At 63.2% G+C, this 26,687-nt stretch carries 29 protein-coding genes and 1 tRNA gene; 20 read left to right on the top strand and 10 right to left on the bottom strand.

Annotated features, from left to right (window positions below; genetic code table 11):
* The first annotated feature begins 16 nt into the window (after nt 1–16).
* On the top strand, nt 17–274 hold the full coding sequence (locus EOA13_RS01840) for a DUF2934 domain-containing protein (protein ID WP_127289194.1): 258 nt from the start codon (nt 17–19) through the stop codon (nt 272–274).
* A gap of 17 nt (nt 275–291) precedes the next feature.
* Here EOA13_RS01840 and EOA13_RS01835 read toward each other — a convergent pair whose 3' ends face one another.
* Nucleotides 292–984 (bottom strand): glutathione S-transferase family protein, encoded by a 693-nt coding sequence (locus tag EOA13_RS01835; RefSeq protein ID WP_127289192.1) that lies wholly within the window; start codon nt 982–984, stop codon nt 292–294.
* A gap of 60 nt (nt 985–1,044) precedes the next feature.
* Between EOA13_RS01835 and EOA13_RS01830 the strand changes: the two genes are divergently transcribed.
* Complete coding sequence (locus EOA13_RS01830; protein WP_127289190.1) at nt 1,045–1,557, top strand: DinB family protein; 513 nt, start codon at nt 1,045–1,047, stop codon at nt 1,555–1,557.
* A 49-nt stretch (nt 1,558–1,606) separates the two neighbouring features.
* Here the strand turns inward: EOA13_RS01830 and EOA13_RS01825 are convergent, their stop codons facing one another.
* Complete coding sequence (locus EOA13_RS01825) at nt 1,607–2,197, bottom strand: GNAT family protein (protein ID WP_206535255.1); 591 nt, start codon at nt 2,195–2,197, stop codon at nt 1,607–1,609.
* 1 nt (nt 2,198) lies between these two features.
* Complete coding sequence (locus EOA13_RS01820) at nt 2,199–3,158, bottom strand: LysR substrate-binding domain-containing protein (RefSeq protein WP_127289186.1); 960 nt, start codon at nt 3,156–3,158, stop codon at nt 2,199–2,201.
* Between the two features lie 110 nt (nt 3,159–3,268).
* Between EOA13_RS01820 and EOA13_RS37825 the strand changes: the two genes are divergently transcribed.
* The 6 genes from EOA13_RS37825 to EOA13_RS01785 all read left to right on the top strand — a co-directional run bounded on the left by EOA13_RS37825 (nt 3,269) and on the right by EOA13_RS01785 (nt 10,212).
* On the top strand, nt 3,269–4,102 hold the full coding sequence (locus EOA13_RS37825) for a hypothetical protein (protein ID WP_023812619.1): 834 nt from the start codon (nt 3,269–3,271) through the stop codon (nt 4,100–4,102).
* 45 nt (nt 4,103–4,147) lie between these two features.
* A complete protein-coding gene (locus EOA13_RS01805; RefSeq protein ID WP_127289184.1) occupies nt 4,148–5,074 on the top strand; it encodes a DMT family transporter in 927 nt (308 codons plus the stop codon).
* On the top strand, nt 5,067–5,270 hold the full coding sequence (locus tag EOA13_RS01800) for a hypothetical protein (RefSeq protein WP_127289182.1): 204 nt from the start codon (nt 5,067–5,069) through the stop codon (nt 5,268–5,270). Before EOA13_RS01805 ends, EOA13_RS01800 begins: the two co-directional genes overlap by 8 nt.
* 162 nt (nt 5,271–5,432) lie before the next feature.
* Complete coding sequence (locus tag EOA13_RS01795; protein ID WP_127289180.1) at nt 5,433–5,882, top strand: MucR family transcriptional regulator; 450 nt, start codon at nt 5,433–5,435, stop codon at nt 5,880–5,882.
* 124 nt (nt 5,883–6,006) lie between these two features.
* Entirely contained in the window at nt 6,007–7,884 is a 1,878-nt protein-coding gene (locus tag EOA13_RS01790) for an ABC-F family ATP-binding cassette domain-containing protein (protein ID WP_127289178.1), read from the top strand.
* Between the two features lie 219 nt (nt 7,885–8,103).
* The gene (locus tag EOA13_RS01785) at nt 8,104–10,212 is read left to right on the top strand and encodes a molybdopterin oxidoreductase family protein (protein WP_127289176.1); all 2,109 of its coding nucleotides are present in this window, start codon (nt 8,104–8,106) and stop codon (nt 10,210–10,212) included.
* Between the two features lie 31 nt (nt 10,213–10,243).
* Here the strand turns inward: EOA13_RS01785 and EOA13_RS01780 are convergent, their stop codons facing one another.
* Complete coding sequence (locus EOA13_RS01780) at nt 10,244–11,386, bottom strand: NAD(P)/FAD-dependent oxidoreductase (RefSeq protein WP_127289174.1); 1,143 nt, start codon at nt 11,384–11,386, stop codon at nt 10,244–10,246.
* Between the two features lie 76 nt (nt 11,387–11,462).
* Complete coding sequence (locus EOA13_RS01775) at nt 11,463–11,972, bottom strand: Lrp/AsnC family transcriptional regulator (RefSeq protein ID WP_164779941.1); 510 nt, start codon at nt 11,970–11,972, stop codon at nt 11,463–11,465.
* A 74-nt stretch (nt 11,973–12,046) separates the two neighbouring features.
* Between EOA13_RS01775 and EOA13_RS01770 the strand changes: the two genes are divergently transcribed.
* The 8 genes from EOA13_RS01770 (at nt 12,047) to EOA13_RS01735 (ending at nt 20,539) form a co-directional block, all read left to right on the top strand.
* Nucleotides 12,047–13,255, top strand: coding sequence for a diaminopropionate ammonia-lyase (locus EOA13_RS01770; protein WP_127289170.1), 1,209 nt, complete (start codon nt 12,047–12,049; stop codon nt 13,253–13,255).
* The gene (locus EOA13_RS01765) at nt 13,252–14,478 is read left to right on the top strand and encodes a Zn-dependent hydrolase (RefSeq protein WP_127289168.1); all 1,227 of its coding nucleotides are present in this window, start codon (nt 13,252–13,254) and stop codon (nt 14,476–14,478) included. The genes EOA13_RS01770 and EOA13_RS01765 overlap by 4 nt, the downstream gene beginning before the upstream one ends.
* An 18-nt stretch (nt 14,479–14,496) precedes the next feature.
* Nucleotides 14,497–15,669, top strand: a complete 1,173-nt coding sequence (locus tag EOA13_RS01760; protein WP_127289166.1) for a M20 aminoacylase family protein — start codon at nt 14,497–14,499, stop codon at nt 15,667–15,669.
* 441 nt (nt 15,670–16,110) lie between these two features.
* Nucleotides 16,111–16,284, top strand: a complete 174-nt coding sequence (locus EOA13_RS01755) for a hypothetical protein (protein WP_081738796.1) — start codon at nt 16,111–16,113, stop codon at nt 16,282–16,284.
* Between the two features lie 97 nt (nt 16,285–16,381).
* Entirely contained in the window at nt 16,382–18,475 is a 2,094-nt protein-coding gene (locus EOA13_RS01750) for an ATP-dependent helicase (RefSeq protein WP_127289164.1), read from the top strand.
* 15 nt (nt 18,476–18,490) lie between these two features.
* Nucleotides 18,491–19,270, top strand: a complete 780-nt coding sequence (dapB, locus tag EOA13_RS01745; protein WP_127289162.1) for a 4-hydroxy-tetrahydrodipicolinate reductase — start codon at nt 18,491–18,493, stop codon at nt 19,268–19,270.
* Between the two features lie 397 nt (nt 19,271–19,667).
* A complete protein-coding gene (locus EOA13_RS01740; RefSeq protein ID WP_023812599.1) occupies nt 19,668–19,895 on the top strand; it encodes a DUF680 domain-containing protein in 228 nt (75 codons plus the stop codon).
* 410 nt (nt 19,896–20,305) lie between these two features.
* Complete coding sequence (locus tag EOA13_RS01735; protein ID WP_127289160.1) at nt 20,306–20,539, top strand: DUF680 domain-containing protein; 234 nt, start codon at nt 20,306–20,308, stop codon at nt 20,537–20,539.
* A 51-nt stretch (nt 20,540–20,590) separates the two neighbouring features.
* On the opposite strand, the gene EOA13_RS01730 is transcribed toward EOA13_RS01735, so the two are convergent.
* The 3 genes from EOA13_RS01730 to purM form a co-directional block, all read right to left on the bottom strand.
* The gene (locus EOA13_RS01730) at nt 20,591–21,100 is read right to left on the bottom strand and encodes a histidine phosphatase family protein (RefSeq protein WP_127289158.1); all 510 of its coding nucleotides are present in this window, start codon (nt 21,098–21,100) and stop codon (nt 20,591–20,593) included.
* A 198-nt stretch (nt 21,101–21,298) separates the two neighbouring features.
* Nucleotides 21,299–22,012, bottom strand: coding sequence for a phosphoribosylglycinamide formyltransferase (purN, locus tag EOA13_RS01720; RefSeq protein WP_127289154.1), 714 nt, complete (start codon nt 22,010–22,012; stop codon nt 21,299–21,301).
* Nucleotides 22,009–23,088 carry a phosphoribosylformylglycinamidine cyclo-ligase gene (gene purM, locus EOA13_RS01715; RefSeq protein ID WP_127289152.1) on the bottom strand — a complete coding sequence of 360 codons (1,080 nt, stop codon included), beginning with the start codon at nt 23,086–23,088 and terminating at the stop codon, nt 22,009–22,011. The genes purN and purM overlap by 4 nt, the downstream gene beginning before the upstream one ends.
* 236 nt (nt 23,089–23,324) lie before the next feature.
* On the opposite strand from purM, the gene EOA13_RS01710 reads away from it, so the two are divergent.
* Genes EOA13_RS01710 through hdaA form a run of 3 tightly spaced genes read left to right on the top strand, consistent with a single transcriptional unit; the run spans nt 23,325 to nt 25,762 of the window.
* Nucleotides 23,325–23,882 (top strand): CDP-alcohol phosphatidyltransferase family protein, encoded by a 558-nt coding sequence (locus EOA13_RS01710; protein ID WP_127289150.1) that lies wholly within the window; start codon nt 23,325–23,327, stop codon nt 23,880–23,882.
* A complete protein-coding gene (locus tag EOA13_RS01705) occupies nt 23,854–25,056 on the top strand; it encodes an AI-2E family transporter (protein WP_127289148.1) in 1,203 nt (400 codons plus the stop codon). Before EOA13_RS01710 ends, EOA13_RS01705 begins: the two co-directional genes overlap by 29 nt.
* A 1-nt stretch (nt 25,057) precedes the next feature.
* A complete protein-coding gene (gene hdaA, locus EOA13_RS01700; RefSeq protein ID WP_023812592.1) occupies nt 25,058–25,762 on the top strand; it encodes a DnaA regulatory inactivator HdaA in 705 nt (234 codons plus the stop codon).
* A 15-nt stretch (nt 25,763–25,777) separates the two neighbouring features.
* Here the strand turns inward: hdaA and EOA13_RS01695 are convergent, their stop codons facing one another.
* Together EOA13_RS01695 and EOA13_RS01690 are read right to left on the bottom strand one after the other, a co-directional pair.
* Complete coding sequence (locus tag EOA13_RS01695; RefSeq protein WP_023812591.1) at nt 25,778–26,059, bottom strand: hypothetical protein; 282 nt, start codon at nt 26,057–26,059, stop codon at nt 25,778–25,780.
* 101 nt (nt 26,060–26,160) lie between these two features.
* Nucleotides 26,161–26,237 (bottom strand) — tRNA-Pro (locus tag EOA13_RS01690).
* A 140-nt stretch (nt 26,238–26,377) separates the two neighbouring features.
* Here EOA13_RS01690 and EOA13_RS01685 point away from each other — a divergent pair.
* Entirely contained in the window at nt 26,378–26,683 is a 306-nt protein-coding gene (locus EOA13_RS01685) for an ETC complex I subunit (RefSeq protein ID WP_023812590.1), read from the top strand.
* Nucleotides 26,684–26,687: the final 4 nt, after the last annotated feature.

Genomic DNA, 26,687 nt, shown 5'->3' with positions numbered 1-26,687 from the left:
CCCGTATGGAGACACCATGACCATGACAGACGATCGTCAGGAACGCATTCGCAACCGTGCGCACCAGATCTGGCTGCAGGAGGGCCAGCCGGCTGGCCATCATGAGCGCCATTGGCATCAGGCGGCCACCGATGTCGACCAGGAGGACGCCGCGGGCAAGTCGGCAGCCAAAAAGCCAACCAGGAAGGCAGCTGGCGCAGGCAAGGCAAAGGCCGCCCCCAAGGAGGCAAAGGCTGCCACGAAGGCCGGCAAGCCAAAGAAGGCGGCCAAGTAAGTTACTGCTTTACGGCGTCAAGCCGCGGCGGCGACCTTTCGTCCCAGCCCGCCATGCAGGTCGAGGCAGCGAGCGAACCACTGCGCCACCACGTCGCCGTCGTCGAGCAGTTGGTAGGGAGAGGCTATGCGCGCCCATTGCAGGGCGCCGAAGACGATATAGTCGCCAAACAGCGGCGACGCGCCGCCGATGAATGGCTGATAGCCGAGCATTGAACGCAGCGGCTCCAGCGCGGCGCGGAATGTCGCCAGCCCGGCGTCGCGCGCGGTGACGACGTCCTCCAGCGTCTTGCCAAAGCGTTGCTCGCGGCTCCGGCGGAAATAAGCGGCGTTCTCCTCGTCCTGCATGGTGTGGAGGTCGATGATCGCGGCGGTGGTCACGTAGGGATGGATGGTCAGTTGCGACCAGCGCTCGATGAAACGAGCCATCGCCTTGCCGCCTTCACCGCCAAACAGCGTCGGCCGGTCCGGATAGGCTTCATCGAGATAGAGCGCGATGGCGAAGGAATCCCCGACGACCGTCTCGCCGTCTCGGATCACCGGAACGGTTTTCGAAACGCCGCCCTCGACGGCGGGCACATCGAGAAAGCGCGTCGGCACGGTCGAGATGTCAAGCCCCTTGTGGGCAAGCGCCATCGCCACCTTCCAGCAATGCGGGCTGAACGGACGTGTGGTGTCGCGTCCGACGAGGTCATAGAGCAGAATGGTCATTGGCGGCAGGCCCTTCAAGGGTTAGGTAGGCCCCGCATCGACGCGAGCCGAGGGGAAGCCATGAGACAGCATTTCATGATGTTTGCGGCCTATAATCAATGGGCCAATGGCCGCATCTATGAGGCCGCCGCCGAGCTCGATGATGAGGAATTCAACCGCGATGTCGGTGCCTTCTTCGGCTCGATGATGGGCACGCTCAACCACCTTTTGACTGCCGACCGCATCTGGATGAAGCGCTTCACCGGCGAGGGCGACGCGCCGACGACACTGGATGCCATCCTGCATCGGGGGCTGACCGGCCTGCGGGCGGCGCGTGAAGCCGAGGACAGGAGGATCATCGATTGGGTAGGCAGCCTCAATGACAAGGCGTTGACGGGCCGCTTCACCTACATGACCGTCTCGGACATGCGCACCGTCTCGCAAAGGCTGGCGCCGGCGCTGGACCATGTCTTCAATCACCAGACCCACCATCGCGGCCAGGCGCATACGATCCTGACCATCCTGGGACGGCCAAGCCTGGGGTTGGACCTGATGCTTTTCCAGCGGACCGAGGAGGGCAGGGCTTTCGCCTGATCCGGTGGCGTTTTGCGTAGTCGGTCCGAGGTTGAAGAGCTTGCGCCGACTATCGCTGCATTTTGTGCTGCAGCATCGTCTTTACCTCGGGCCACTCGGAATCGATGATGCTGAACCGGACGGAATTGCGCTTCCGACCGTCCGGCATGATCCGCTCGTTGCGAACGATCCCTTCCTGCTTGGCGCCAATTCGCAGGATGGCTGCCCTTGACGCGTCGTTCAGTTCGTCTGTGGTGAATTGCACACGGACACATCCCATGAACTCGAATGCATGGGCCAAGAGAAGATACTTCGCCTCGGTATTGACCCCGGACCGCTGAACCGAACTGCTGAGCCAGCTATGCCCGATCTCCAGCTTTCTATTCGTGCGATCGATCTTCCAAAACCGGGTACTTCCGCAGATCACTCCCGTGCTGCGCATGACGATTGCATAAGGCATGACAGTGCCGGCCCGTCGTCCAGCCAGGGCATTGGCAATATATCCATCGATCGTGTCTGGCCCGGGGACCACGGTGGCCCTCAGGTTCCACAACGCACCATCTGCTGCCGCGCTCAGAAGCCCCGACGAATGTGCCTGCTGAAGTGGCGTGAGCTCAACAATCTTTCCGACCAAGGCGGGCTGTACGGATTGCACGTCCATTTCAGGCAGCCGTCGAAGCTTCGCCCCTGATTTCGCTGTCCAGCTGGCACTGCGTCAGAGCCGCTTCCGCCATCACCCACTGCTTGAACAACTGGACCTTGCGTGCGGCAAGGCCTTTCTGCGGAGAGACAAAATACCAGCCAGCCGTGTTGGGATGGTGGACGGCGAAGGGAGCCACCAGCCTTTCGGCGCGGATGTCGCTGGCCATATAGGCACGGTTGGCCACCGCAAATCCCATCCCGGAATTGGCTGCCTCGTAGGACATCATGCACGAGTCGAAATAGATGCTCTTGGTCTCGCTAAGCACGAAGCTGGCGCCGGCGAAACCAAGCCAGGATTGCCAATTCTGGGTGCAGGTGTCGGAATGCAGCAGGGTGAAGTGCTTGAGGTCGTCCGGTGTCACCTTCGACAGCCGCTTATCGCCGAGGACTTCGTGGAACAGCTTGCGGCTGCACACCGGTGTCAGGTCTTCGCGAAACAGCAGATCGGATTGCAGCCCATGAAAGTGACCGTCGCCATAACGGATTTCGAGATCGAATTCCGAGGCCGTGAACTCATGCGTCGCGTAGGAGGTCGAGACCCGCATCACGATATCGGGATATTGCTGCTGGAACAGCGGCAGGCGCGGAAACAGCCAGCGTGCGGCAAAGGTCGGCAGCACCGATATTTTTAGCACATGCTCCTGCGATTGCCCGGTCGCTTCCATGCTGGCGGCGACGATTCGCTCCAGCGCCTCGCGAACGCGCGAGACATAGGTCTCACCCTCCGGCGTCAACGAGACCGCATTGCCGCCGCGCTGGAAAATCTTGAAACGAAGCTGATCCTCCAGGCTTTTCACGCGCTGGCTGACCGCCGAGGCGGTAATGAACTGTTCTTCGCCGGCACGCGTGAAATTACCGTGCCTTGCAGCACTCTCCACGATTCTAAGCGAATTGAGGTTGACCTGACTGAGCAGACGCACGGTTTCGACCTTAAGCTTGGCTTACACTAGCACCAGCATTCCTAATTTTACAGGGGTGGGTGAATTAATCGACTGTTTACCAAGTGTTGCCCCCATCCTGGAGAAGTACAATGAACGCCCATACCATTCCCGAACTGCGTTATGCGATGAGCCGCGAAGCCATTATAGGCCATGAAACCGCCTGGAAAGTGTCGAGTTTCGGTGTCGCGCAATATCTGCACGGCTATGACCCGGCACTGCTTGCCGCGATCGAGGAGGCTGCCCTGAAGCTCAAGGCCAGCCATGCCGTGCACAAGCACCTCGATCTGACCTTCATCACCGGGGCCGACCGTTTCATCCCCGAGATCAAGGAATTGCTGCATGACAAGCTGCGCCTGGAGCGGCTGTCCGACATGATGGGCACCAAGCTGGAGCCCTATCCGCTGTCGATCGTCGGCTCGACGGTCACCTTCATGAATCCCAAGGACGGCGCCGTGGAGTGGCATTGCGATGGCGTTCCGGTCACCGAGCTCATTCCATTGTCGATCAGCAATCCGCTGGTCGGCGGCCACCTCGAAATCTACTGCGACGACTCCGAAACCGGCCGCGCCATTCTCGAAGCCGGCCGCGAGATCCCGCGCAACAGTGTCATGCGCATCGATCACAAGATGAACTACGCGACGCTCGGGCAATTCCTGGGCGTCCTGCATCGCACCGCTCCGATCCGGTTCGGCGAGCGCGTCACGCTGGTGCTCAACCAGCGCTCGGTGGCCAAACCCTATGTCGACGACAACAGAATGTTCTATCTCGCCGCCGACAATGACCACGACCGTGAGTGGGTCAGCGAACTGGCCGAAGATGTCTGGACTAACCAGTTGCCGGCCTATCGTCGGTTCGAGGCAGAGCATCCCGTGCCCGCGGCCGTCGATGCACCGGTTCCGGGCGGCGCCAGGGAATCATGGTAATGAACCAAGATCCCGAAAAGTCGGAACCGGTTTTCGGACAGGATCATGGTCGAACAGCAAAATAGAATCCCATGCCGATTGCTTCGGCAGGGATCCGGCTCGATATCCGCGTTGGTCTTCGCTGCCGGTGCGGTGGCGTTGTGGTCCACCAATGCGCTGGTCGGCAAATCTCTGCTGGCCAGCCACCCGGTGTCGCAGGTCCAGTTCCTGCAATTTGCAGGCGCTGCACTCGTCTTCGCCGCCATCCGATTGATGAGCCGGGAAAGAGTAGCACCGGTCACTGCCGGGGCGGCGCTCATTTCTCTCGCGGTCGGCTTCATCGGTCTGGTCGGCACCATGGTGCTGCAATACATCGCCTTCGCCTCGATGCCGGTGATCGAGGCCAATCTGGTGGCCTACACCTGGCCCTTGATGGTCGCGGCGGCAGTCATTGCCTTGGAAAATCCGCGGCATCCGGCCCTGTTGGGTCTCGCCGCGGTGGTAGGCTTCATCGGCGTCGCACTGGTGATTTCGGGAGGGCGCAACCAATCCTGGTTCGAGGGCGATCTGGCCGGCTATCTCGCGGCATTCGGCTCGGCGCTGTGCATGGCCTTCTACTCGATCATGGTGGGACGGGTCGCCTCCTCGCCGGATCGCCTGTTGCTGCCATCGTCCTTGATTGGCGTCGCCTTGACGTTTCTATGGAGCGCTCGCGACGGTTTCACCTGGCCCGTCGGCGCGGACCTGGCTCTCGGCCTTTATCTCGGCGCCGGTCCGATGGGCTTGGGCTATTATTTCTGGTCGCGCGCCTTGAAGCTTGAAGGCAGCGGCAGGGTCGCGGTGGTCGCCTATCTCACGCCGATCGCCTCGACCCTGCTTTTGACCTTGTCCGGCGAGCGGCTGACGGTGACGGCCATTGTCGGAGCCATCCTCGTCATCGGCAGTTGTGTCGCGGTCGGTGTGGAACGTTCGGAGGCCGAAAACCATGTTTGACGAGAATGAGCGTCTGGCTATTCAGGAAGCGAATTGGCTGATCGATGAATTCGGCGCCGAGGCACCGCTTTACGCCGCGATGAGGGCCGAAAAGGCGATAGAACAAAAGGATTTCGCGCGTTGCGCCCGGTGGAAGCGTATTCTGGAGATATTGGACGAAAGTCCTGCCGCTAAGTCTGCTGGTTCCAAGTATTAGATTTTCTAATTTGCACAGCGTCGATTTTGCATGAATGCTATTTTTGCCGATTCTTGATTCTTTTATGAGGCTTGGCGGTCCGTTGGGGGACGCGGTTAAAGAGATACATCGACACAAGTCTTCGCTGGGGTGGATGATTTTGTCGCAAATAAGGTGAAAGAATTGTCAAATATCGATGATAAGACCGTTATCGAGCTGACGGCCGATATTGTCTCGGCCTATGTAGGCAACAATCCGCTTCCGGCTGCCGGCCTGCCCGAGCTGATTGCCAGCGTCAGCGCCTCGGTTCGCAAGCTCGCCGGTGCGGCTGTCGCGGAAGTCCCAAACCTGGTTCCGGCCGTCAATCCGAAGAAGTCGGTGTTTCCCGACTACATCATCTGCCTTGAGGATGGAAAGAAGTTCAAGTCGCTCAAGCGGCACCTGCGGACCGACTACGGCCTGAGCCCGGACGACTACCGGGCCAAATGGAGCTTGCCGCCGGACTATCCGATGGTTGCACCAAACTATTCGGCGACGCGATCGGCGCTGGCAAAGTCGACGGGACTTGGCCGCAAGCCGGCAGCAGCGCCGGCCGCTGTCGCCAAGGCAACGAAGCGCAAGGCGACTGCCTGAGAGCAGGCTAGCCACTGTTCGGCTGCTTTGACGACGCCCTCGCGGGCGTCGTTTCGAGGCCTTGTGCGGCCAACTGGCCCGCAAGGCCTTGCGAAGCGTTGATGTCCGGTGCAAAAGCGCGGCCATGCTGATCATCAACGACCTATCGCTCCGCATGGCCGGACGCCTGCTTCTCGACCATGCCTCGCTGACGTTGCCGGCCGGCACCAAGGCCGGGCTTGTCGGCCGCAACGGCACCGGCAAGACGACGCTGTTCAAGGCCATCACCGGCGATTTCCCGTCCGAGACAGGATCGATCAGCCTGCCGAAGAGCACCCGCATCGGCCAGGTGGCGCAGGAAGCGCCGGGCACCGAGGATGCGCTGATCGAGATCGTGCTCAAGGCCGATCTCGAACGCACGGCGCTGCTCGAAGAAGAAAAGACGGCGACCGATCCGCACCGCATCGCCGACATCCATATGCGGCTGGCCGATATCGACGCGCACTCAGCCGAATCCCGCGCCGCCACCATTCTTGCTGGCCTCGGCTTCGACGACGCTGCGCAGAGGCGTCCGGCCTCATCCTTCTCCGGCGGCTGGCGCATGCGCGTGGCGCTCGCTGCGGTGCTGTTTGCCGAGCCCGACCTGCTGCTGCTCGACGAGCCGACCAACTATCTCGATCTCGAAGGCACGCTGTGGCTGGAAAACTATGTGTCGAAATACCCGCACACAGTGCTCTTGATCTCGCATGATCGCGACCTGCTCAACCGCGCCGTCAACTCGATCGTTCATCTCGACCAGAAAAAGCTGACCTTCTGGCGCGGCGGCTACGATCAGTTCGAGCGTCAATATACAGAGCAGAAGGAATTGCAGGAGAAGGGCCGGGTCAAGCAGGAGGCCGCCCGCAAGCACATGGAATCCTTCGTCGAGCGGTTCCGCGCCAAGGCCTCCAAGGCGAGACAGGCGCAGTCGCGCATCAAGGCGCTGGAAAAGATGAAGCCGATCGCGGCCCTCGTGAGCGATTCGGTGCGCCCGTTCTCCTTCCCCGAGCCGGTGAAGACGGTGGCCTCGCCGATCGTGGCGCTGAACAACGTCAATGTCGGCTACACCGAGGGTCAGCCGATCCTCAAGAAGATGACGCTGCGCATCGACGCCGACGACCGCATCGCGCTGCTCGGCGCCAACGGCAACGGCAAGTCGACCTTCGCCAAATTGCTGTCGGGCCGGCTCAAGCAGGAGAGTGGCACCATGACGGTGGCGCCCGGATTGAAGGTGGCGATCTTTGCCCAGCATCAGCTCGACGATCTCCGACCGGACGAAAACGCCTACGAGCATGTCCGCCGGCTGATGCCGGAGGCCCCGGAATCGAAGGTGCGCGGCCGCGTCGCCCAGTTCGGCCTCACCACCGAGAAGATGAACACCGCCGCCAAGGATCTGTCGGGCGGCGAGAAGGCGCGGCTGCTGATGGGGCTGTCGGCCTTCGAGGGTCCAAACCTGTTCATCCTCGACGAACCGACAAACCATCTCGACATCGACAGCCGCGAATCGCTGATCCATGCGCTGAACGAATTTCCCGGCGCCGTCATCCTGATCTCGCATGATCGCCATCTGCTCGAGGCGACGGCCGACCGGCTGTGGCTGGTCAAGGACGGCGCGGTCAACCCGTATGATGGCGATCTGGAAGACTACAAGACGCTGGTCACCGGCGTCTCCGGCGACCGCCGCGGCAAGCGCGAGGCCGACAAGGCGTCAAAAGCCGACCGCCGCCGCGATGCAGCGGCACGCCGCGCCGCCTTCGAGCCGCTCGCCAAGGAGATCCGCGCCACCGAAGCGCTGATGGACCGCATTCGCAAGCGAATCGACGGCATCGAGGACGAACTGTCCAATCCGGCGGTGTACGAAAAGGATCCCTCGACGGCGACACGGCTGGCCAAGGAGCGCTCGCAACTGGCCCAGACGCTGGCCGGCCACGAGGAAAAGTGGCTGTCCATGTCGGCGGAGTATGAGGAAGGCACGGCGGAGTGATTTACCCTCCCCCTTGTGGGGAGGGTCGATCCGCGAAGCGGAGCGGGGTGGAGGCAGCGCGGCAGTTCACCCCACCCCGGCGCTGCGCGCTGACCCTCCCCATCAAGGGGAGGGTGGGCCACTGCCGCGCCATATCAGGTGGAAAAGACATCTCCCAAAGGCAGCTTGTGGGCAAATCTGGCCCTACACGCTAGGTCTGGAACCGGCTAACCTCAATTCATGAACCAGCACGCCAAGCTCCGTATCGGCCATTCCGCCTGTCCGCATGATTGCCCCTCGACCTGCGCGCTCGAGGTCGAGCTGCTCGACGGCAACCGCATCGGCCGCGTCCATGGCGCCAAGTCCAACAGCTACACGGCCGGCGTCGTCTGCGCCAAGGTCGCGCGTTATGCCGACCGCGTCCACCACCCCGATCGTTTGCTGAAGCCGCTGATCCGCGCCGGCGCCAAGGGCGACGGCGCCTGGAAGGAAGCAAGCTGGGAGGCGGCGCTCGACCTCGTCGCCGAGAAGTTCATTGCGGCCGAGGAGAGATACGGCTCGGAGGCGGTCTGGCCCTACTACTATGCCGGCACGATGGGGTTGGTGCAGCGCGACGGCATCGACCGGCTGCGCCACGCCAAGAAATATTCCGGCTTCTTCGGTTCGATCTGCACCAATCTCGCCTGGACCGGCTGGATGATGGGGGCCGGCGCCTTGCGCGGGCCGGACCCGCGCGAAATGGCGAAATCCGATTGCGTGGTGATCTGGGGCACCAATGCGGTGGTGACGCAGGTCAACGTCATGACCCACGCCATCAAGGCGCGCAAGGAGCGCGGCGCCAAGATCGTCGTCATCGACGTCTACGAGAACGCGACGATGAAGCAGGCCGATCTCGGCCTGGTGCTGAAGCCGGGCACCGATGGCGCGCTGGCTTGCGCGGTCATGCATGTCCTGTTCAGGGAAGGCATGGCCGATCGCGCCTATCTCGAAAAATATACTGACGACCCGAAAGGGCTTGAAGCCCATCTCGTGACGCGCACGCCGGAGTGGGCGGCAGGGATCACCGGCTTGACGGTCGCCGAGATCGAGGCCTTCGCCCGCCTCGTCGGCACGACGAAAAAGACCTATTTCCGCCTCGGCTACGGCTTCGCGCGCCAGCGCAATGGCGCCGTCAACATGCATGCGGCGTCCTGCATCGCGGCTGTCACCGGCAGCTGGCAATATGAGGGCGGCGGCGCCTTCCATTCCAATTCCGGCATCTTCAAGCTCAACCAGGAAGTGCTGGAAGGCACCAGGATGCGCGATCCCTCGATCCGCTATCTCGACCATTCGCGCATCGGCCCGGTGCTGACCGGAGCCAGCGACGCGCTTTATGGCGGCCCGCCCGTGACGGCGATGCTGATCCAGAACACCAACCCGGTAAATGTCGCGCCGGAGCAGCGGCTGGTGAAACAGGGTTTTATGCGCGACGACCTGTTCTCTTGCGTGCACGAGCAGTTCATGACCGACACGGCCAAGCTTGCCGATGTCGTTCTACCGGCGACGATGTTCCTCGAGCACGACGATGTCTACAAGGGTGGCGGCAACCAGCACATCACGCTTGGCCCCAAGCTGATCGAGCCGCCGGAAGGGCCGCGCACCAATCATTTCGTCATCGAGCAATTGGCTGATCGCCTCGGCGTAGCCGATCGCCCGGGCTTCGGCCTCACCGAGCAGCAGCATATCGACATCATCCTGGGCAAGCGTGGGCTGGGCAGCTTCGACAGCTTGAAGGAAGACAAGTGGATCGACCTGCAGCCGGATTTCGAGGCAGCACACTTCATCAATGGATTTGGCCACGCGGATGGAAAGTTCCGTTTCCGCGCCGATTGGACGGGACAGGCAGCGCCCAATCGGCCGCCGAAAAGCATGGGCCTGTTCGGCCCGGTGGCGCGGCTGCCGGAATTTCCCGACCATGTCGACCTGATCGAGGTCGCCGACGAAACCCACCCGTTCCGGCTGACGACATCGCCAGCGCGCAATTTTCTCAACTCGACTTTTTCGGAAACGCCGGTGTCGAAGGCCAGGGAGGGCCGCCCGGAACTGCTTCTGCATCCCGACGATGCCGCAGCCCTTGGGTTGGCCGACGGCGATCGCGTCGAAGTCGGCAACACGCGCGGCGAAGTCGTCCTGCATGCAAAGCTGTTCGACGGCATCAAGCGCGGCGTGGTGATCGCCGAAGGCATCTGGCCAAACAGCGCCCATGAGCGCGGCGAAGGCATCAACGTTTTGACCGGTGCCGACGCGCCGGCACCCTATGGAGGGGCTGCCTTCCACGACAACAAGGTGTGGCTGCGCGCGGCAAGTTGAGGTCGGCGAACTCAACTCGTCTGGCGCCAAATCATACCGGCAGGATTTCGGTCGCCTTCTTTCGGTCTCGCTGAAGACGGATGTCGTCGGCGATCTGCTCTGCCTCGATCGAGATTTCGCGCAGCAATCCGGTAACCGGATTGTGAAAGCCAATGAGATAAAGACCGAGGTCCGAAGCCCTCGCATTAACGCCGCTACCGCCTGGCTGGACGCCGGCCTCCAGCAATCTGGCATAGCCCGGCCGGAAACCGGTGGCGAAGATGATCGCATCGAACGCGCCATGCTTGCCATCTATGAAACGGGCGCCTTGTTCGGTGATCTCGGCAATATCGGGTGCGACCTTGATCGCGCCTTCGCGGATCTTGCCGACCGTGCCGATGTCGATCGTCGGAATGCGCGATGCCAGGGCGATCTGCTGCAGCATTCCTTGCCGCGGCCGCGTGAGCCCATATTTCCCCAGCCTGCCCAGCGCCAGATCGAGAATGATAGGGAACAAGGCATCGTTGATGCGTTGCGGCATCAGGCGAGCCGCCATGCCGATCATCTGGATGGGCACGCCGAGCAGCTCGCGCGGCACGATATGAACGCCGCCGCGCACTGAAATCGTCGGTCGCGCACCGCCTTCCACCAGATCGAGTGCAATCTCGGCCCCGGTGTTGCCCATGCCGACGATCAGCACCGACTGGCCGGCAAAAGGCATGGCGTTGCGATAGTCGGCGCTATGCAGGCTTTTGCCCTTGAACGCATCGGCGCCGGCAAATCCGGGCATCAGTGGCTCCGCGTTGTTGCCAGACGCAATCACGACGTTTGAAGCGTGCAGGGGGCCGGTTGTCGTGTCCACGAGCCAGCTTCTGCCTCGCCGGCTGATCGCCCGCACCGTTTCTCCAAATCTGGGCCGCAGATCGAAGCGTTGCGCGTAGGCATCGAGATATGAAGCGAACAGATCGCGCGGCACATAGCGCGGATACTCCCTGGGAAAGGGCACGAAGGGCAGCGACGAATAGCGTTTGGTCGTGTGCAAATGGACACGCTCATAGTGGCGTCGCCACGCGGGTGCGGCTTGCTCCTCTTTTTCGAGCAGGACGAAATCCTGCCCTGTCTGCCGCAGGCACGCGGCAATGGCCAGGCCCGCCGGCCCGGCACCGATAATCGCAACTGGTGTGGTGTCGTCCAAGCGCGCCTCCGCCGACAAATTCGCTTCCGGAGAATGGCAAAAGCATGGCAGCCGGAGCCTGCCATGCCTGCAACGCTCAGCCGGGCAATGGCACCGTCAACCCGACCTTGACCCGGTCCATCGCAACAAAAGTTCGGAACTTGCGGACATTGTTGCTGTCGAAGAACAGTTTTCGCGTCAGCGTTTCATAGGCGGCCATGTCGGCCACGGTGATGACCAGGATGAAATCGGCCTCGCCGGTGACATAGTAGCATTGCTGGATTTCAGGGGTTGCCGAGAATTGCCGCTTGGCCGCGTCGATCAGTTCGGCACGTTCGCTCTCGAGTTCCACCTCGACGAAGATGGTGATGGGCTGGCCGACCGCTGCCGGCTCGACGACCGCGATATTGCCGGCGATGACGCCGGCCTGTTCCATGCGCTTGATGCGGCGCTGCACCGCCGGTGCCGACAGGTTCACGGCCTCGCCGATCAGCCGCTGCGGCGTCGTGTTGTCGCGCTGCAGGATGGCAAGGATGGCGAGGTCGAAACTGTCGAGCGAGGACGGGATTGCAGGCAATGAGATCTTCCTGACGAAACAAACTTGCATTCGGGAGGCCATGTTACAGCGCTCTTTGCGCCGATCCTGCAATATATTCTCGCTGAATGCCAAGGAGGCCGCCAGTGTTCGTGCTCAACCGTAATGCTTTGCATCGCCTGCCACTGGATCCAACCGATGCCGAAACTCTTGGCGTGGCCGGCGCCGACACGGTCGAGCGTTTTCTCAGCCATCGCGACAATCACCTGATGACGCCGCTGCATGCGCTGCCGGCGCTCGCCGCCGAATTCGGACTTGGCGCCGTCCACATCAAGGATGAGGGCTTTCGCCTCGGCCTTGGCAGCTTCAAGGCTCTGGGCGGCGCCTACGCCGTTTTTCGCCTGGTGCTGGAGGAGGCAGGCAACCGGCTTGGCCGGCCCGTCGATGTTGCCGATCTCGGTCGGCCCGACGTGCGGGCCGTCGCCGCGGCGATGACATTTGCCTGTGCGACCGACGGCAACCATGGCCGCTCCGTCGCGCAAGGCGCGCAACTCGTCGGCGCGCGGGCGGCGATCTTCGTCCACGCCGGCGTCAGCGAGGAGCGCATCGCCGCGATCGCCCGTTATGGCGCCGAGATGATCCGCGTTGACGGCAACTATGACGATTCGGTCAGGCAAGCCGCTCAGGTTTCGGCCGACAAGGGCTGGACCGTAGTCTCCGACACCTCGTGGCCCGGCTACGAGCGCATTCCCGGCCTTGTGATGCAGGGCTATACGGCGATTGTGCGCGAGGCCTTGCGCCAACTCCCTCGGACGCCAACCCACGTCTTCGTGCAGGCCGGTGTCGGTGGCATTGCCGCCGCGGTCGCCGGTCATCTCGCCATCGGGCTCGGTGATGCCAGGCCGACCTTCACCGTGGTCGAGCCGGCGCGTGCAGCCTGTGTTTTTGCAGCCGCCCAGGCCGGGCGCCCGGTCAAGGTCGCGCACGGCCAGCCGACGGTGATGGCCATGCTTGAATGCTACGAGGCCTCCCCGGTAGCCTGGCGGGTGCTGGCGCGCGCCGCCGATGCCTTCATGACGGTGGATGAGGCCGACGCCATCGCGGTGATGCGGCGGCTGGCCCGGCCGGACGCCGGGGATCCGGTGATCGTCGCCGGTGAAAGCGGCGGTGTTGGTCTTGCCGGGCTGATCCGGGCGATGGCCGACAACCCGACCGAGCTTGGACTGGACGACAAATCCCGGGTGCTGGTGATCAACACCGAAGGCGCCACCGATCCGCATCGCTACGCCGAACTGGTTGGCATGAGCCCGGCCGATGTGCTGGAAGGCAAGATGACAGCCGAGGCAACGGCATGACCGCGATCGATGCACAGCGCCTGCTTGGCCGTATCCGCGAACTCGGTGCCGTCGGTCGCGACGGGGAGGGCAGGCTGATCCGGCTGGCCGCCTCCGACACCGACAAGCAGGGCCGCGATCTCTTCGTCGGCTGGCTGCAGCAGGCAGGGCTCGATGTCGCCATCGACCGGGTCGGCAATATTTTCGGCATCTGGCAAAGCCCGGAAAATACCCCGCAGGCGCCGCTGCTCATCGGCTCGCATATCGACACCGTCATCGATGCCGGTATCTATGACGGCTGCTACGGCGTGCTTGCCGGGCTGGAGATGATCGAGACGCTCAAGGCATCAGGCTTTTCGCCGTCGCGCCCGATCGCGGTCGCCGCTTTCACCAACGAAGAGGGCGTGCGCTACACCCCTGACATGATGGGCTCGCTGGTCCATGCCGGCGGCATCGATGCCGAAACGGTGCTGGCCGCTGTCGGCACTGACGGCAGCGTGCTCGGGCAAGAACTCGCCCGCATCGGCTACGCCGGCGACCGGGAACCCGGCTTCCTCAAACCGTACGCCTATCTCGAACTGCATATCGAGCAGGGCCCGGTGCTGGAGCGCGAAGGTGTGCCGGTCGGTGCCGTGGAGAATCTGCAAGGCATCTCCTGGCAACGGGTCACCATCGACGGCGTCGCCAACCATGCCGGCACCACGCCGATGTCGATGCGCAGCGATGCCGGCCACGCCGCCGCCCGGGTCATCACCTTCCTGCTCGACCGGACCAAAGCCTCGAACGCGCCGACGGTGGCGACCGTGGGTACGATCCGCTTCGAGCCGAATGCCATCAACGTCATTCCCTCGCGCGCCGTCTTCACCATCGATCTGCGCGATCCCGACGAACAGCGCCTGCAGGCAGCGGAGGCGGCACTTGCCGCCTATCTCGAGCAGCTTGCCGCCACCGAGAACCTGACGGTTTCGGTCGAGCAGCTGGCCCGCTTCGAGCCGGTGATCTTCGACCTCAGCATCGTTGAACTGATCGAGGCCGCCGCGAAAAACCGTGGTCTCGGCGTCAGGCGCATGACATCCGGTGCCGGCCACGACGCGCAGATGCTGGCGCGTATTGCCCCGGCAGCGATGATCTTCGTGCCGAGCGCCGGCGGCATCAGCCACAATCCGCGCGAGCACACCGAAGATGCCGAGCTTGTTGCCGGCGCCAACATCCTGCTTGATGTGGCCGCGCAACTGGCAAAGTAGGTCAGGAGGGGCAGAAGAATGTCTGAACTCGATCGCGACACGCTGAAGCAGGAGATGATTTTCTGGCGGCGCGATCTGCACGCGCATCCCGAATTCGGCTTCGAGGAGAAGCGCACCGCGGCCTTCGTCGCCGCCAAACTGCGTGAGTTCGGCCTCGACGATGTCACCGAGGGCATCGGCGGCACCGGCGTCGTCGGAACGCTGAAGCGCGGCAGCGGCAACCGGGCGATTGCGCTTAGGGCCGACATGGATGCACTGCGCATATCAGAGCAGTCGGACGCATCCTACCGTTCCTGCAATCCCGGCATCATGCATGCCTGCGGCCATGACGGCCACACAACCATGCTGCTCGGCGCGGCAAAGCTGCTGGCAGAGCAGGGCGGTTTCGACGGCACCGTGCGCTTCGTCTTCCAGCCAGCCGAGGAATGGGGCAGGGGCGCGCTCGCCATGCTCGACGATGGGCTGATGCAGCGCTTTCCCTTCGACGAGATCTTCGGCCTGCACAATATACCCGGCCTGCCGATCGGGCATTTCGAGACCCGTGCCGGCCCCATAATGTCGGCCGAGGATATCTTCGAGATCGTGCTTAAAGGGCTCGGCGGCCATGCCGCGCGACCGCATGCGGGCAACGAGACGCTGGTCGCCGCCTGCGCGCTGGTCACCAATCTGCAGACCATCGTCTCGCGCCGGCTGAGCCCGGCCGACATATCGGTGGTTTCGGTGACCGAGCTGATCACCGACGGCACCCGCAACGCTCTGCCCGGCCTTGCCCGCATCCTCGGCGATGCGCGCAGCTTCCGCCCCGAGGTCAGCGCCGAGATCGAGCGGCAGATGCGCATCATTACGCAGGGCACCGCCGCCGCCTACAACGTCGCGGCCGAGGTCAAGTACAGCAGGGAGTTCGTGCCGCTGCGCAACGATGCCGAGCTGGTCGATGCCGCGTTCGCCGCCGCCAGGGGCGTCTTCGAGCCTGGCAACATCGCTGTCGCCCGCGAGCCGATGACCGCTTCGGAGGATTTCGCCCGCTTCCTCGACCACGTGCCGGGCTGCTTCGTCTTCCTCGGCAATGGCGAGGGTTCGGCGCCGCTGCACAATTCCAGCTACGACTTCAACGATGACGGGCTGTTGTTCGGCACGAATTTCCATGTAGCCGTGGTCAGGCAAAGGCTGGGTGGCGAGGCGGGAAGATGATCGCGTTTTGATCGCCAACTCCCGGGTTTATTGAGATTGCCGGGATGATGGTCAAGACAAGCTTGTGACGGCTGGCGACCGATAGGGCCGTGCGCGTCGGTACGTTTTTAACAAAGACAATCCCCCGATGACGCAGGGGCAAGACTCAGCTAGCCTTACCTGTGCGGCGGACCTCATTATCCGCTTGGCCGGCGCTTCGTTCCTCCTCCCAAGCGGCGCCGGCCTTCTTCCCCCAAAGCCTGTCCGGAACGCCACGGCGGCATGCGGCAGGACACGAACCCCGCAAACGCCAAGTTCCGCCTCCGGTGCCCCGAGAATGCATCGGGAAAGCGCTGGCGAAACCCGTAGCCCACCCTCATCTCCGACTGCGCGCGTGGACGATTGGCAAGGGAACCAAATGCGGTTTACCCGGTTGGTTCTGCTCCAAAGGAGTGTTGCACCATGTTCCGTCTGCTCGTCGCCGGCGCCTTCGCCTATGTCACTTATCGTATCGCCAGGAAGATGGTCGAAAACGTGCCCGATACAGTCGACCCGCTGCTGTTGCCGCCGTCGAAGCACGATCGCGAGACCTTGCGGCGGCAGTCGGCCGACATGGGTGTCGACCCACAACGCTAGGCGCGATCCCTTCTCTTCAGACTGGCCCCGGTCCTGCACGGGTTAGGTGTGCCCGCATCGATATTGCGAACAAAGCAGAAACGATGCTTGATGGGCGATGAACCTAGCCACCGCTGATTCGATCTTTCGGGACCCGACCGTCCAGCCTGCCTATCTCGCCCGGCTGAACGATGCCCAGCGTCAGGCAGTCGAGCACGGCGACGGCCAGATAGCCGGTCCGCTGCTGGTCATTGCCGGCGCGGGTTCGGGCAAGACCAACACGCTGGCCCACCGCGTCGCCCATTTGGTCGTCAAGGGGGCCGACCCGCGCCGCATCCTGCTGATGACTTTCTCGCGCCGCGCCGCGTCCGAAATGGCCAGGCGCGTCGAGCGCATCGCCGGCGAAGTGCTCGGCCGCGATGCAGCTGTCATCACCGATGCGCTGACCTGGGCGGGAACCTTTCACGGCATCGGCGCGCGGCTGCTTCGCGACTATGCGCTGGAGATCGGCCTCGACCCTGCCTTCACCATCCATGATCGCGAGGATTCCGCCGACCTGATGAACCTGGTCCGCCACGAACTCGGCTTCTCGAAGACGGAAGCGCGCTTCCCCACCAAGGGAACCTGCCTTGCCATCTATTCGCGCGCCGTCAACGCACAGGCGCCGCTCAACGAGGTATTGGGTTCTGCCTTTCCCTGGTGCGCCGGCTGGGCGGAGCAACTGAAAGAACTGTTCGCCGGTTATGTCGAGGCCAAGCAGGCACAGAACGTGCTCGATTACGACGATTTGCTGCTCTACTGGGCGCAGATGGCGGCGGAGCCCGAGATAGCGGCGCATCTGGGCGGGCGTTTCGACCATGTGCTGGTCGATGAATACCAGGACACCAACCGCTTGCAGGCTTCGATCCTGATGGCACTGAAACCCGACGGCGCCGGGCTGACGGTGGTGGGCGACGATGCACAGTCGATCTATTCGTTCCGTGCCGCCGAGGTGCGCAACATCCTGGACTTCCCCAATCAGTTCGCGCAAGCCGCCGACGTCGTGATGCTGGAGCGCAATTACCGCTCGACCGAAACCATCCTGGCGGCCGCCAATGCGGTGATCGGCGAAGCCTCGGAGCGCTTCACCAAAAACCTGTGGTCGGAGCGCAAATCCAGCGACAGGCCAAAACTGGTGACCGTGCGCGACGAGGTCGAGCAGGCCAATTTCATCTGCGACACCATCCTCGCCGAGCGCGAGGCAGGCACAGCCCTGAAATCCCAGGCGGTGCTGTTTCGCGCCTCGCATCACAGCGGGCCGCTGGAGATCGAACTGACGCGGCGCAACATTCCCTTCGTCAAGTTCGGCGGCCTGAAATTTCTCGATGCCGCTCACGTCAAGGATGTGCTGGCGGTGCTGCGCTTTGCCGAAAACCCGCGCGACCGGGTCGCCGGCTTCCGCGTGCTGCAATTGATGCCGGGTATTGGCGCTTCGGCCGCCGCGCAGATCGTCGAGACCATGACGACGGCGCTGGATGAGGCGATGGGGCTGGCCGGCTGGCGTCCGCCTCAACGCGCTGCGGATGACTGGCCGGGCTTTGTCTCGCTCTATTCCGGCCTGCGGGCCGGCGCCAAATGGCCTGCCGATCTCGAACAGATCAGGCTGTGGTATGAGCCACATCTGGAACGCATCCACGAGGATGCGACGACGCGCCGGGCCGACCTGTTGCAGCTCGAGCAGATCGGTTCGGGCTATGCTTCGCGCGAACGCTTCCTGACAGAATTGACGCTCGATCCGCCCGACGCCACCAGTGACCAAGCCGGGCCGCCGCATCGCGACGAGGACTATCTGATCCTGTCGACCATCCATTCGGCCAAGGGCCAGGAATGGAAGAACGTCTTCGTGCTCAACACGGTCGACGGCTGTATCCCGGCCGATCTCGGCGTCGGCACCAAGGAGGACATCGAGGAGGAGCGCCGGCTGCTCTACGTGGCGATGACGCGGGCCAAGGACAATCTCAACCTGGTCATGCCGCAACGCTTCTTTCCGCACGGCCAGGCGGCGCGCGGCGACCGCCATCTCTATGCCTCGCGCACCCGCTTCATCCCGGCTTCGATCCTTGCCGCGTTCCAGCAGGTGTCGTGGCCGAGCGCACAGGCGGCACAGGGCAGGGCGGCCCGGCCGGAGGTGCGCGTCGACATCGGCGCGCGCATGCGCGGCATGTGGAAATAGCCGCGGGATAGCGCCATGTCGAAACCACCGGTCAGGGTCGCCATCGCGGGTGCGCTGGGCCGCATGGGCCGCGAGATGGCGGCCGCCGTGCAGGGCGACGCGCGGCTGGCGCTCGCCGCCCGCTTCCACCGGCCGGGCAGTATCGGCGAAGGGCTGGTGAGCCGCGACGAGGCGCTTGCCGGGGCCGACGTGGTCACCGACTTCACCACGCCGGCTGCCTCGGCTGATCTGGCCAGCATTTGCGCCGAGCGCGGCGGGCCGGCCCTGGTCATCGGCTCAACGGGCTTCGATGCTGATGAATCGGCTGCTATCGCCGACGCCGCGAAAACAATTGCCATCGTGCGCTCCGGCAGCTTTTCGCTCGGGCTCAACATGTTGATCAGGCTGGTCGAGCAGGCGGCGCGGGCACTCGATCCCGATGACTGGGACGTGGAGATTGTCGAGGCGCATCATCGCCACAAGGTCGATGCGCCATCGGGAACGGCGTTGATGCTGGGGCATGCCGCAGCCGGCGGACGCGGCATCGATCTGGAGACGGTCGCAAGGCGTGTACGCGATGGCGTCATGGGCTCGCGGCCGACCGGCGAGATCGGCTTTGCGGTACTGCGTGGCGGCAGCATCGTCGGCGAACACAGCGTGAGCTTCTGTGCCGACGGCGAGCTTGTGACCTTGTCGCATGCGGCCGGCGACCGCATCATGTTCGCCCGCGGCGCCATCGCCGCCGCACTCTGGGTGGCTGGACGTCCGCCCGGCGAATATGACATGCGCGACGTGCTGGGCATGACCGGCCTATAGCGGCCGGTTTGTCGTCCCGTTGGACGTACGCACCCATATCTCGTCCAGCTCCGCACCGTAAAAAAGAATGCTGGAGGGGTCAGGTCCCTTCAAACCGAACCGTTCGGTTCGAATTCTGTTGACGGACTGTATAGCAGATGGTGAACGCTGGCTTGGTTGTCGGCCTCGCTTGGTGGGAGAAGAATCTCACTAACAGTTTGATTTCGAACAGTAAAATTATAAACCGCCGAGGCCCTGTGCCAAATTTCAAGGTCCGAATTCGGGCCGCCAAGGAACATCTTCGTGATTGGTATCCGCGGCAGGGCAAGCCCATCTCGGGGTGGTCCGAGCGACGCGAAACTCCTCCCAAGGGCACGCCACTAGACGGACAGAACAAAGAAATACTGGAGTAAATAAAATGACCAAGATCGCTCTTACCGCCGCCGCCATCCTCGTCGCCACGGGCACTGCTTTTGCCGGCAGCGACAATTATGGCTCTTACAATGCCAACCAGCCGGTTGCGAACCAGTCCGTGTCCAACATCGACACCACGCACACCGGCTCGATCCCGAAGTCCGTGAAGACGCAGGGTGATGCCAATGCCAACGTGCCGGCTCAGTCGGGCCAGGGCATCTGGGGTCGTTGATTTTCTGAAGTCTGCGACCACAAAGAGCGGTGGGCTTTGCCCGCCGCTCTTGTTTTTTATGCATGAGCAGGATTTCGGCCGACGGCGCCAGTGTCGGGCGCCGATCGAAATCGAACCAATTGGTTCAATTTATGTTGACGAATCGTGAACGGATGGCGAGCGCTGGCTCGACGAACCGCCGCACCATGCGTCAGATATCCCCTTATAAGCGTTTGAGATCAATTGATAAAACAGGGTGAGCTCAACACCTTGGCCCACGTTCGAGGTCCAGATTCCGCACGTGAGGGAACGTCTTCGTGATTGGAAGTCGGCGCACGAAAAACCCAGATCGAGGCTGTCCGAGCGACGCGAAATTCCTCCCAAGGGCACGCCACTAGACGGACAGGAACAGGAATACCGGAGTAAATAAAATGACCAGGATCGCTCTTATCGCCGCCGCCATCCTCGTTGCCACGGGCACCGCTTTTGCCGGCAGCGACAACTATGGTTCGGACAATGTCAATCAGCCGGCCGTCACCTCGCACGCGCTCAATGTCGACCACAGCTACACGGCTTCGACGCACAGGCTGGTCAAGCACCGCGACCTCACGCTGAGGCCCGATTCAGTCCAGCCGGAATCCGGCCAGGGCAACTGGGGAAACTGACGGCTCAAGCGGGCGTGCGGTGGGCTTGGCCTGCCGCACCTGCCATGGACGCTAGCCCAGGTCCTTCGGCCGCAGGCAATGTGTCAACCGGGCGGGGGACACGACGGACCAATCGCCTTCGAAGACCACCCGGGCCAGGGCTGCCGTCGGGAATTTCTCCTCAAGTCTCTTGAGCGCCTTGGCGTCTGACCCCGGCCCGGCAAGCTGTCTGGCCAAATGTTCCAGGCCCGGATTGTGGCCAATTACCAGCAAGCTGCCGCTTGAAGCGTCGGTTTGACCAATCTGGCTCAGAATGTCCGCCGCTGAAGCATCGTACAGCGCCTTGACGAATGCGATCCGGGGCTGGACGGGCAGCTCCGCCGCCACAAGCCGCCAGGTGTCGCGGCTGCGCAGCGCCGGCGACACCAGCGCCAGGTCCGGCAGCCAGCCGCGCGCCGCAAGCTCGCGCCCCATCAAGCGCGCCGCCTTCACTCCGCGTTCGGCGAGCGGCCGGTCGAAATCACGGAGATCAGGATCGTCCCAACTCGATTTGGCGTGGCGAAGAAGAAGTAGTTGTCTCATCGATGTTGGTCAGGACCAGCGAGACTGGTCAGACGAGTGCGGGCCTTTTGTTTGATCGCCTCAATGTCGAAGGGATCGAACGGGCCGCTTTCCAGTCCTTCCAGCCAAGCTCTGCGCAGTCGGTCCGTTTCGGTCTGGCACCGAGTCTGATTTGGCGGTTCCAGGCTAAGTGCCGTTGTCATTCCCGATCTAGGCCTCTCACGGCGTGATGCGCGCCAGATGCTCGAGGTCGGCTTCCTCGCGCAGCGGATCCGGGGCCATCACCACCGAGGTGCCGTTGTCGGCATCGTCGGCAAAGTGGGCAAGTACGGTGCGGCCGGACTCCATGCGCGCCTTGCCTTCGGCAACCAGCCCCAATGCCAGCGGATAGAGCCGGTGTTCGGTCTTCAGCACCCGGGCTGCCAATGTATCGGCAGTGTCGCCGACCATCACCGGTACGGCCGCCTGTGCGATGATCGGACCGTCATCCATCTCGGAGGTGACGAAGTGCACGGTGCAGCCATGGATGCGGATGCCGGCGGCCAGTGCGCGCGCATGGGTGTCGAGCCCCTTGAAAGCGGGTAGCAGGGCAGGGTGGATGTTGATCATGCGGCCCTGCCATCTCTGGACGAAGCCGGGGGTGAGGATGCGCATGTAGCCGGCCAGCGCCACGATCTCGGCGTTGAAGGCCGCGAGCGCCGCGTCGATGGCGGCGTCATGCGCCTGCTTGCTGCCATGGTCGGCACGCGAGACGATCTGCGTGGCGATGCCGCGCGCCCTGGCGATGCCGAGCCCGGCGGCATCCGCCTTGTCGGAAATGACACCGACGATCTCGGCCGGGAACGCCGGGTCGCTGGCCGCGGCAATCAGCGCGGTCATGTTGGAGCCGCGTCCCGAGATCAGGACAATTGTGCGTTTCCTCTGCGCGTTCATAGGCCGATCGAGCCCCGATAGATGACGCCGGCATCGCGGCGCGGCACGATGCGGCCGATCGGCGTCACCGTCTCGCCGGCCTCCTGCAGCACGGCGGCGACCTGTGCTGCCTGGCCGGAGGCGACTGCCAGAATCATGCCGATCCCGCAATTGAAGGTGCGCATCATCTCTTCCGGCGCCACGCCGCCGGTCTTGGCCAGCCACGAAAACACGGCAGGAACGTCGATCGCTTCGAGGTCGAGTTCGGCCGAAAAATCCTTGGGCAGCACGCGCGGGATGTTTTCCGGGAAACCGCCGCCGGTGATGTGGGCGAGCGCCTTGATACCATGCGTGTTGCGGATCGCCTTGAGAATCGACTTGACGTAGATGCGGGTCGGCTCGAGCAGCGCCTCGGCCAGCGTGGCCTCGTCGTTGAACGGCGCCGGATCGCTCCACGACAGACCGCTGACGGCGACGATGCGGCGCACCAGCGAATATCCGTTCGAGTGCAAGCCAGAGGAAGCCAGGCCCAGCAGCACGTCGCCTTCGACAATATCGTCGGTGGGCAGCAATTGGCCGCGTTCGGCGGCGCCCACCGCAAAGCCGGCCAGGTCGTAATCATTGCCGTGATACATGCCGGGCATCTCGGCCGTCTCACCGCCGATCAGCGCGCAGCCGGCCTGGCGGCAGCCCTCGGCAATGCCGCCGACGATCGCGGCACCCTGGTCGGGATCGAGCTTGCCGGTGGCGAAATAGTCGAGGAAGAACAGCGGTTCGGCACCTTGCACGACGATGTCGTTGACGCACATGGCGACGAGGTCGATGCCAATCGTGTCGTGCTTGCCGGCATCGATGGCGATCTTGAGCTTGGTGCCGACGCCGTCATTGGCCGCCACCAGCACCGGGTCGGTAAAGCCCGCGGCCTTGAGGTCGAACAGGCCTCCGAAACCGCCGATCTCGCCGTCGGCGCCCGGCCGGCGCGTCGCGCGCACCAGCGGCTTGATCTTCTCGACCATGAAATTGCCCGCGTCGATATCGACACCGGCCTCGGCATAGGTGAGCCCGTTCTTGCGCTTGTTCACGTCGCGCTTGCTCATTTCTGGTGCCCGTTCAACAATTTTCCTTGTCGCGGGCTCTTCGCATGAACGGTTTCTGTCCGCAAGGATAACGGCCATCTCGACCTACAAAACCGTGGACAGGGCGCGCGTAGGGGCTCGTGATTGGCGAAAGCCAGGCTGAAAACCGCTCTCCCATGCGGGAGATCGGCAGCTTCTCCCTTGTTGCCACTCACCATCTTCATCATCTATCTCCGACCAGAGGAGGTGCCAAGCATTTGACCATCCCCAACCTGATCACCATCCTGCGCCTTGTCCTGGTGCCGGCGGTGGTGCTGGCGATGCTGCAGGCGCGCTGGGACTGGGCTTTTGCCGGGTTCCTCGTCGCCGGTATTTCCGACGGCGTCGACGGGTTCATCGCCCGCCGTTTCAACCAGCAATCCACCCTCGGCGCCTATCTCGACCCGGTGGCCGACAAGCTGCTGCTGGTTTCGGTGTTCGTTGTCATGAGCTTCATCGGGCAATTGCCGCTGTGGCTTGTCGTCATCATGGTGTCGCGCGACGCGTTGATCGTCTGCGCGGTGGTGTTGTCCGCCGTCATGACCCATCCGGTCGAGATGAAACCGTTGTTCGTGTCGAAGGCCAACACCGCGATCCAGATCGTGCTGGCCGCGCTTGTGCTGGGAGAACTTGCCCTTGCCGTTCACCTCGACCCGCTGAGGTCAGTTCTCATATTGCTGTCCGGGGTCTTGACCGTGGCTTCGGCCGCAGCCTATCTCGTGACTTGGCTGAGGCACATGAGCGGCTATGGCGAAGGCTCCACTCCGGACATCTGAGACAGAATCGGCAGCGATCGAGGCTGCGGCCGCCGACACCGCCGCGTCCGCGACCTTTCGCCGCCAGATCTTCTTCTGGCTGGCCGGCGCCGCGCTGCTGGCGCTTTTCCTCTATGTTTTCAGCGCGATCCTGCTGCCCTTCGTCGCCGGCATGGTGCTTGCCTATTTCCTCGATCCCGTTGCCGACCGGCTGCAGCGGCTCGGCCTGTCCCGTTTCATGGCGACGGTGGTCATCCTCATCACGTTCCTCATCGTGCTGGTGCTGGCCTTTGTCATCCTCATTCCGGTTCTGGCCACGCAGATGGCCGATTTCGCCGGCAAATTGCCGGAATATCTGACCCGGCTGCAAAGCCTGATCACCTCGTTCGATCCGAAATGGCTGGAACAGAAGTTCGGCGTCAACGCCAATAGCTTGCGCGACGGGCTGAATTCGCTGCTGACCTCGGGCTTTGGCCTGATCACCACCGTCTTCACCTCGCTGTGGAGTTCCGGCATGGCGCTGGTCTCGGTGGTAAGCCTGTTCGTGGTGACGCCGGTGGTCGCCTTCTATATGCTGCTCGACTGGGACCGCATGGTGGCGGTCATCGACGGTTGGGTGCCGCGCGACAACGTCCAGACCGTGCGCGCCATCGCGCGTGACATCAACACCGCAACAGCCGGCTTCGTGCGCGGCCAAGGCACGCTGTGCCTGGTGCTGGGCGCCATTTATGCCACCGGGCTGACGCTGACCGGACTGAATTTCGGCATCCTCATCGGCCTGTTCGCCGGGCTGATTTCCTTCATCCCTTATGTCGGCTCGCTGACCGGGCTGGTGCTGGCCGTCGGCGTCGCCTTCGTCCAGTTCTGGCCGGACTGGACGATGATCGTCGCCGTCGCGGTCGTGTTCTTCATCGGTCAGTTCATCGAGGGCAACATCCTGCAGCCGCGGCTGGTCGGCAAAAGCGTCGGCCTGCACCCGGTATGGCTGATGTTTTCGCTTTTTGCCTTCGGTGCGCTGTTCGGCTTCGTCGGCTTGTTGATCGCGGTGCCGGCTTCTGCGGCCGTCGCCGTGCTGGTGCGGTTCGCCATTGCCCGCTATCTCGAATCGCCGCTCTACAAGGGCCGCGGCGCGGCACCTGTGCCGCAGCTTCCGGCCGATCGCGGCGGCGGCCACCGCACGCAACCGCGTCGCTGAAGTGACTGCCCAGCCAACCGACCCGCCACGCCAGTTGCCGCTCGATCTCGGCCATGGCACCGGCTATTCGCGCGACGAACTCGTGGTCTCCGGCACCAACAACCAGGCGGTGGCGCTGGTCGACCGCTGGCCGGACTGGCCATCGCCGGTGGTGGTGCTGGCCGGTCCCGCGGGTTCGGGCAAGACGCATCTGGCCTCGATCTGGCGCGCGCGTGCCGATGCGGTGGCGGTCGACGCCAGGCGCATCGGCGACAGCATTGCCAATCTCGGCGCGCGGCCGGCACTGATCGACGATGTCGATACCGGCGCGGTCGATGAACAGGGCCTGTTCCATCTGATCAATGCGGTGCGTGGTGCCGGGTCGACGCTGCTCCTGACGGCGCGCCGCTTCCCGTCCGCCTGGGGCGTCACGCTGCCTGATCTCGCCTCACGGCTGAAAGCGGCGGCGACAGTGGAAATTCATGAGCCCGACGATCTCCTGCTCGCCGGCGTCATCACAAAACTCTTCGCCGACCGTCAGATCGAGGTCGAACCGCATGTCGTGCAGTATCTGGTCCGCCGTATCGAGCGCTCGCTGGCGACAGCGATGCGCGTGGTTGAGCGGCTCGACCGGACCGCGCTCGAACGCAAGACCCCGATCACCAGGGCGCTGGCAGCCGAAACCGTCAACGCCATGGACGAAGGGCAGGGCGAATTCGAGATTTAGCCTGAGAGGCCAGTCTCAGAGCCACATTCTGGCGAAATGACGCACCGCGAGGTAGACGGCAGAGTGAGCGGCGATATAGCCGGCGGCGACCAGCACAAACATTCCGATACTGATACGCCAGGAGCGGGAGACGACAGCGCCTGGGGCCTGCCTCGCCTGTCTGCGGCTTTCACGGTTGTTCCACATCGCCAGTGCGGCGCAGGCAATTGCCCACGTCACCATGAACGGAACGGTGATGCCGGCATAGGCAAAGTAGGCCGGTCCGAAAAGCGACACCCAGGCATCGATTCCAAGCATCTGAACCCCTGTTTGCCGAACCGGCCCGCGGCCGCCGGATGCACGACCGGAACCGGAGCAAGTGACCATATGGCTGCGCCGGGCATTGGCATTTGAGGGGATGGTCGGAGTGGAGAGATTCGAACTCCCGACCCTCTGGTCCCAAACCAGATGCGCTACCAGGCTGCGCTACACTCCGAACGGTCTGTTGCCTATTCATTTCGGTGGTGCATGGCAAGTGCAAAAACCCGCGAGAGCAAAAACCTTGCCGCCGTGCGCATTGCGCAGTAATGACGGGCGAAGGGTGGCGATGCTGCCTTGCACAAGAACGAGGTGGCCATGTCCGCGCGCATTTTCAGCCCAGCCAAAACCGCGATGCAGTCCGGCAAGGCCAAGACCGGCCACTGGGTGCTGGAATTCGATCCCGAGACGCGCAAGAAGATCGATCCGCTGATGGGCTATACGACGTCGGCAGACATGAGAAGCCAGATCAGGCTTAGCTTCGACACGCGGGAAGAGGCGGTGGCCTACGCCGAAAAGCAAGGGCTCGCTTTCCGCGTCGAAGAGCCGAAAGAGACCAAGCGCCGCCAGATTTCCTATGCGGAGAATTTCCGCTATGACCGCAGGACGCCCTGGACGCATTGAACGG

Source organism: Mesorhizobium sp. M7A.F.Ca.US.011.01.1.1 (assembly GCF_003998295.1).
GTDB lineage: Bacteria > Pseudomonadota > Alphaproteobacteria > Rhizobiales > Rhizobiaceae > Mesorhizobium.
The sequence above is the reverse complement of the archived record's forward strand: the minus strand, read 5'-3'. Positions and strand labels throughout refer to the sequence as shown.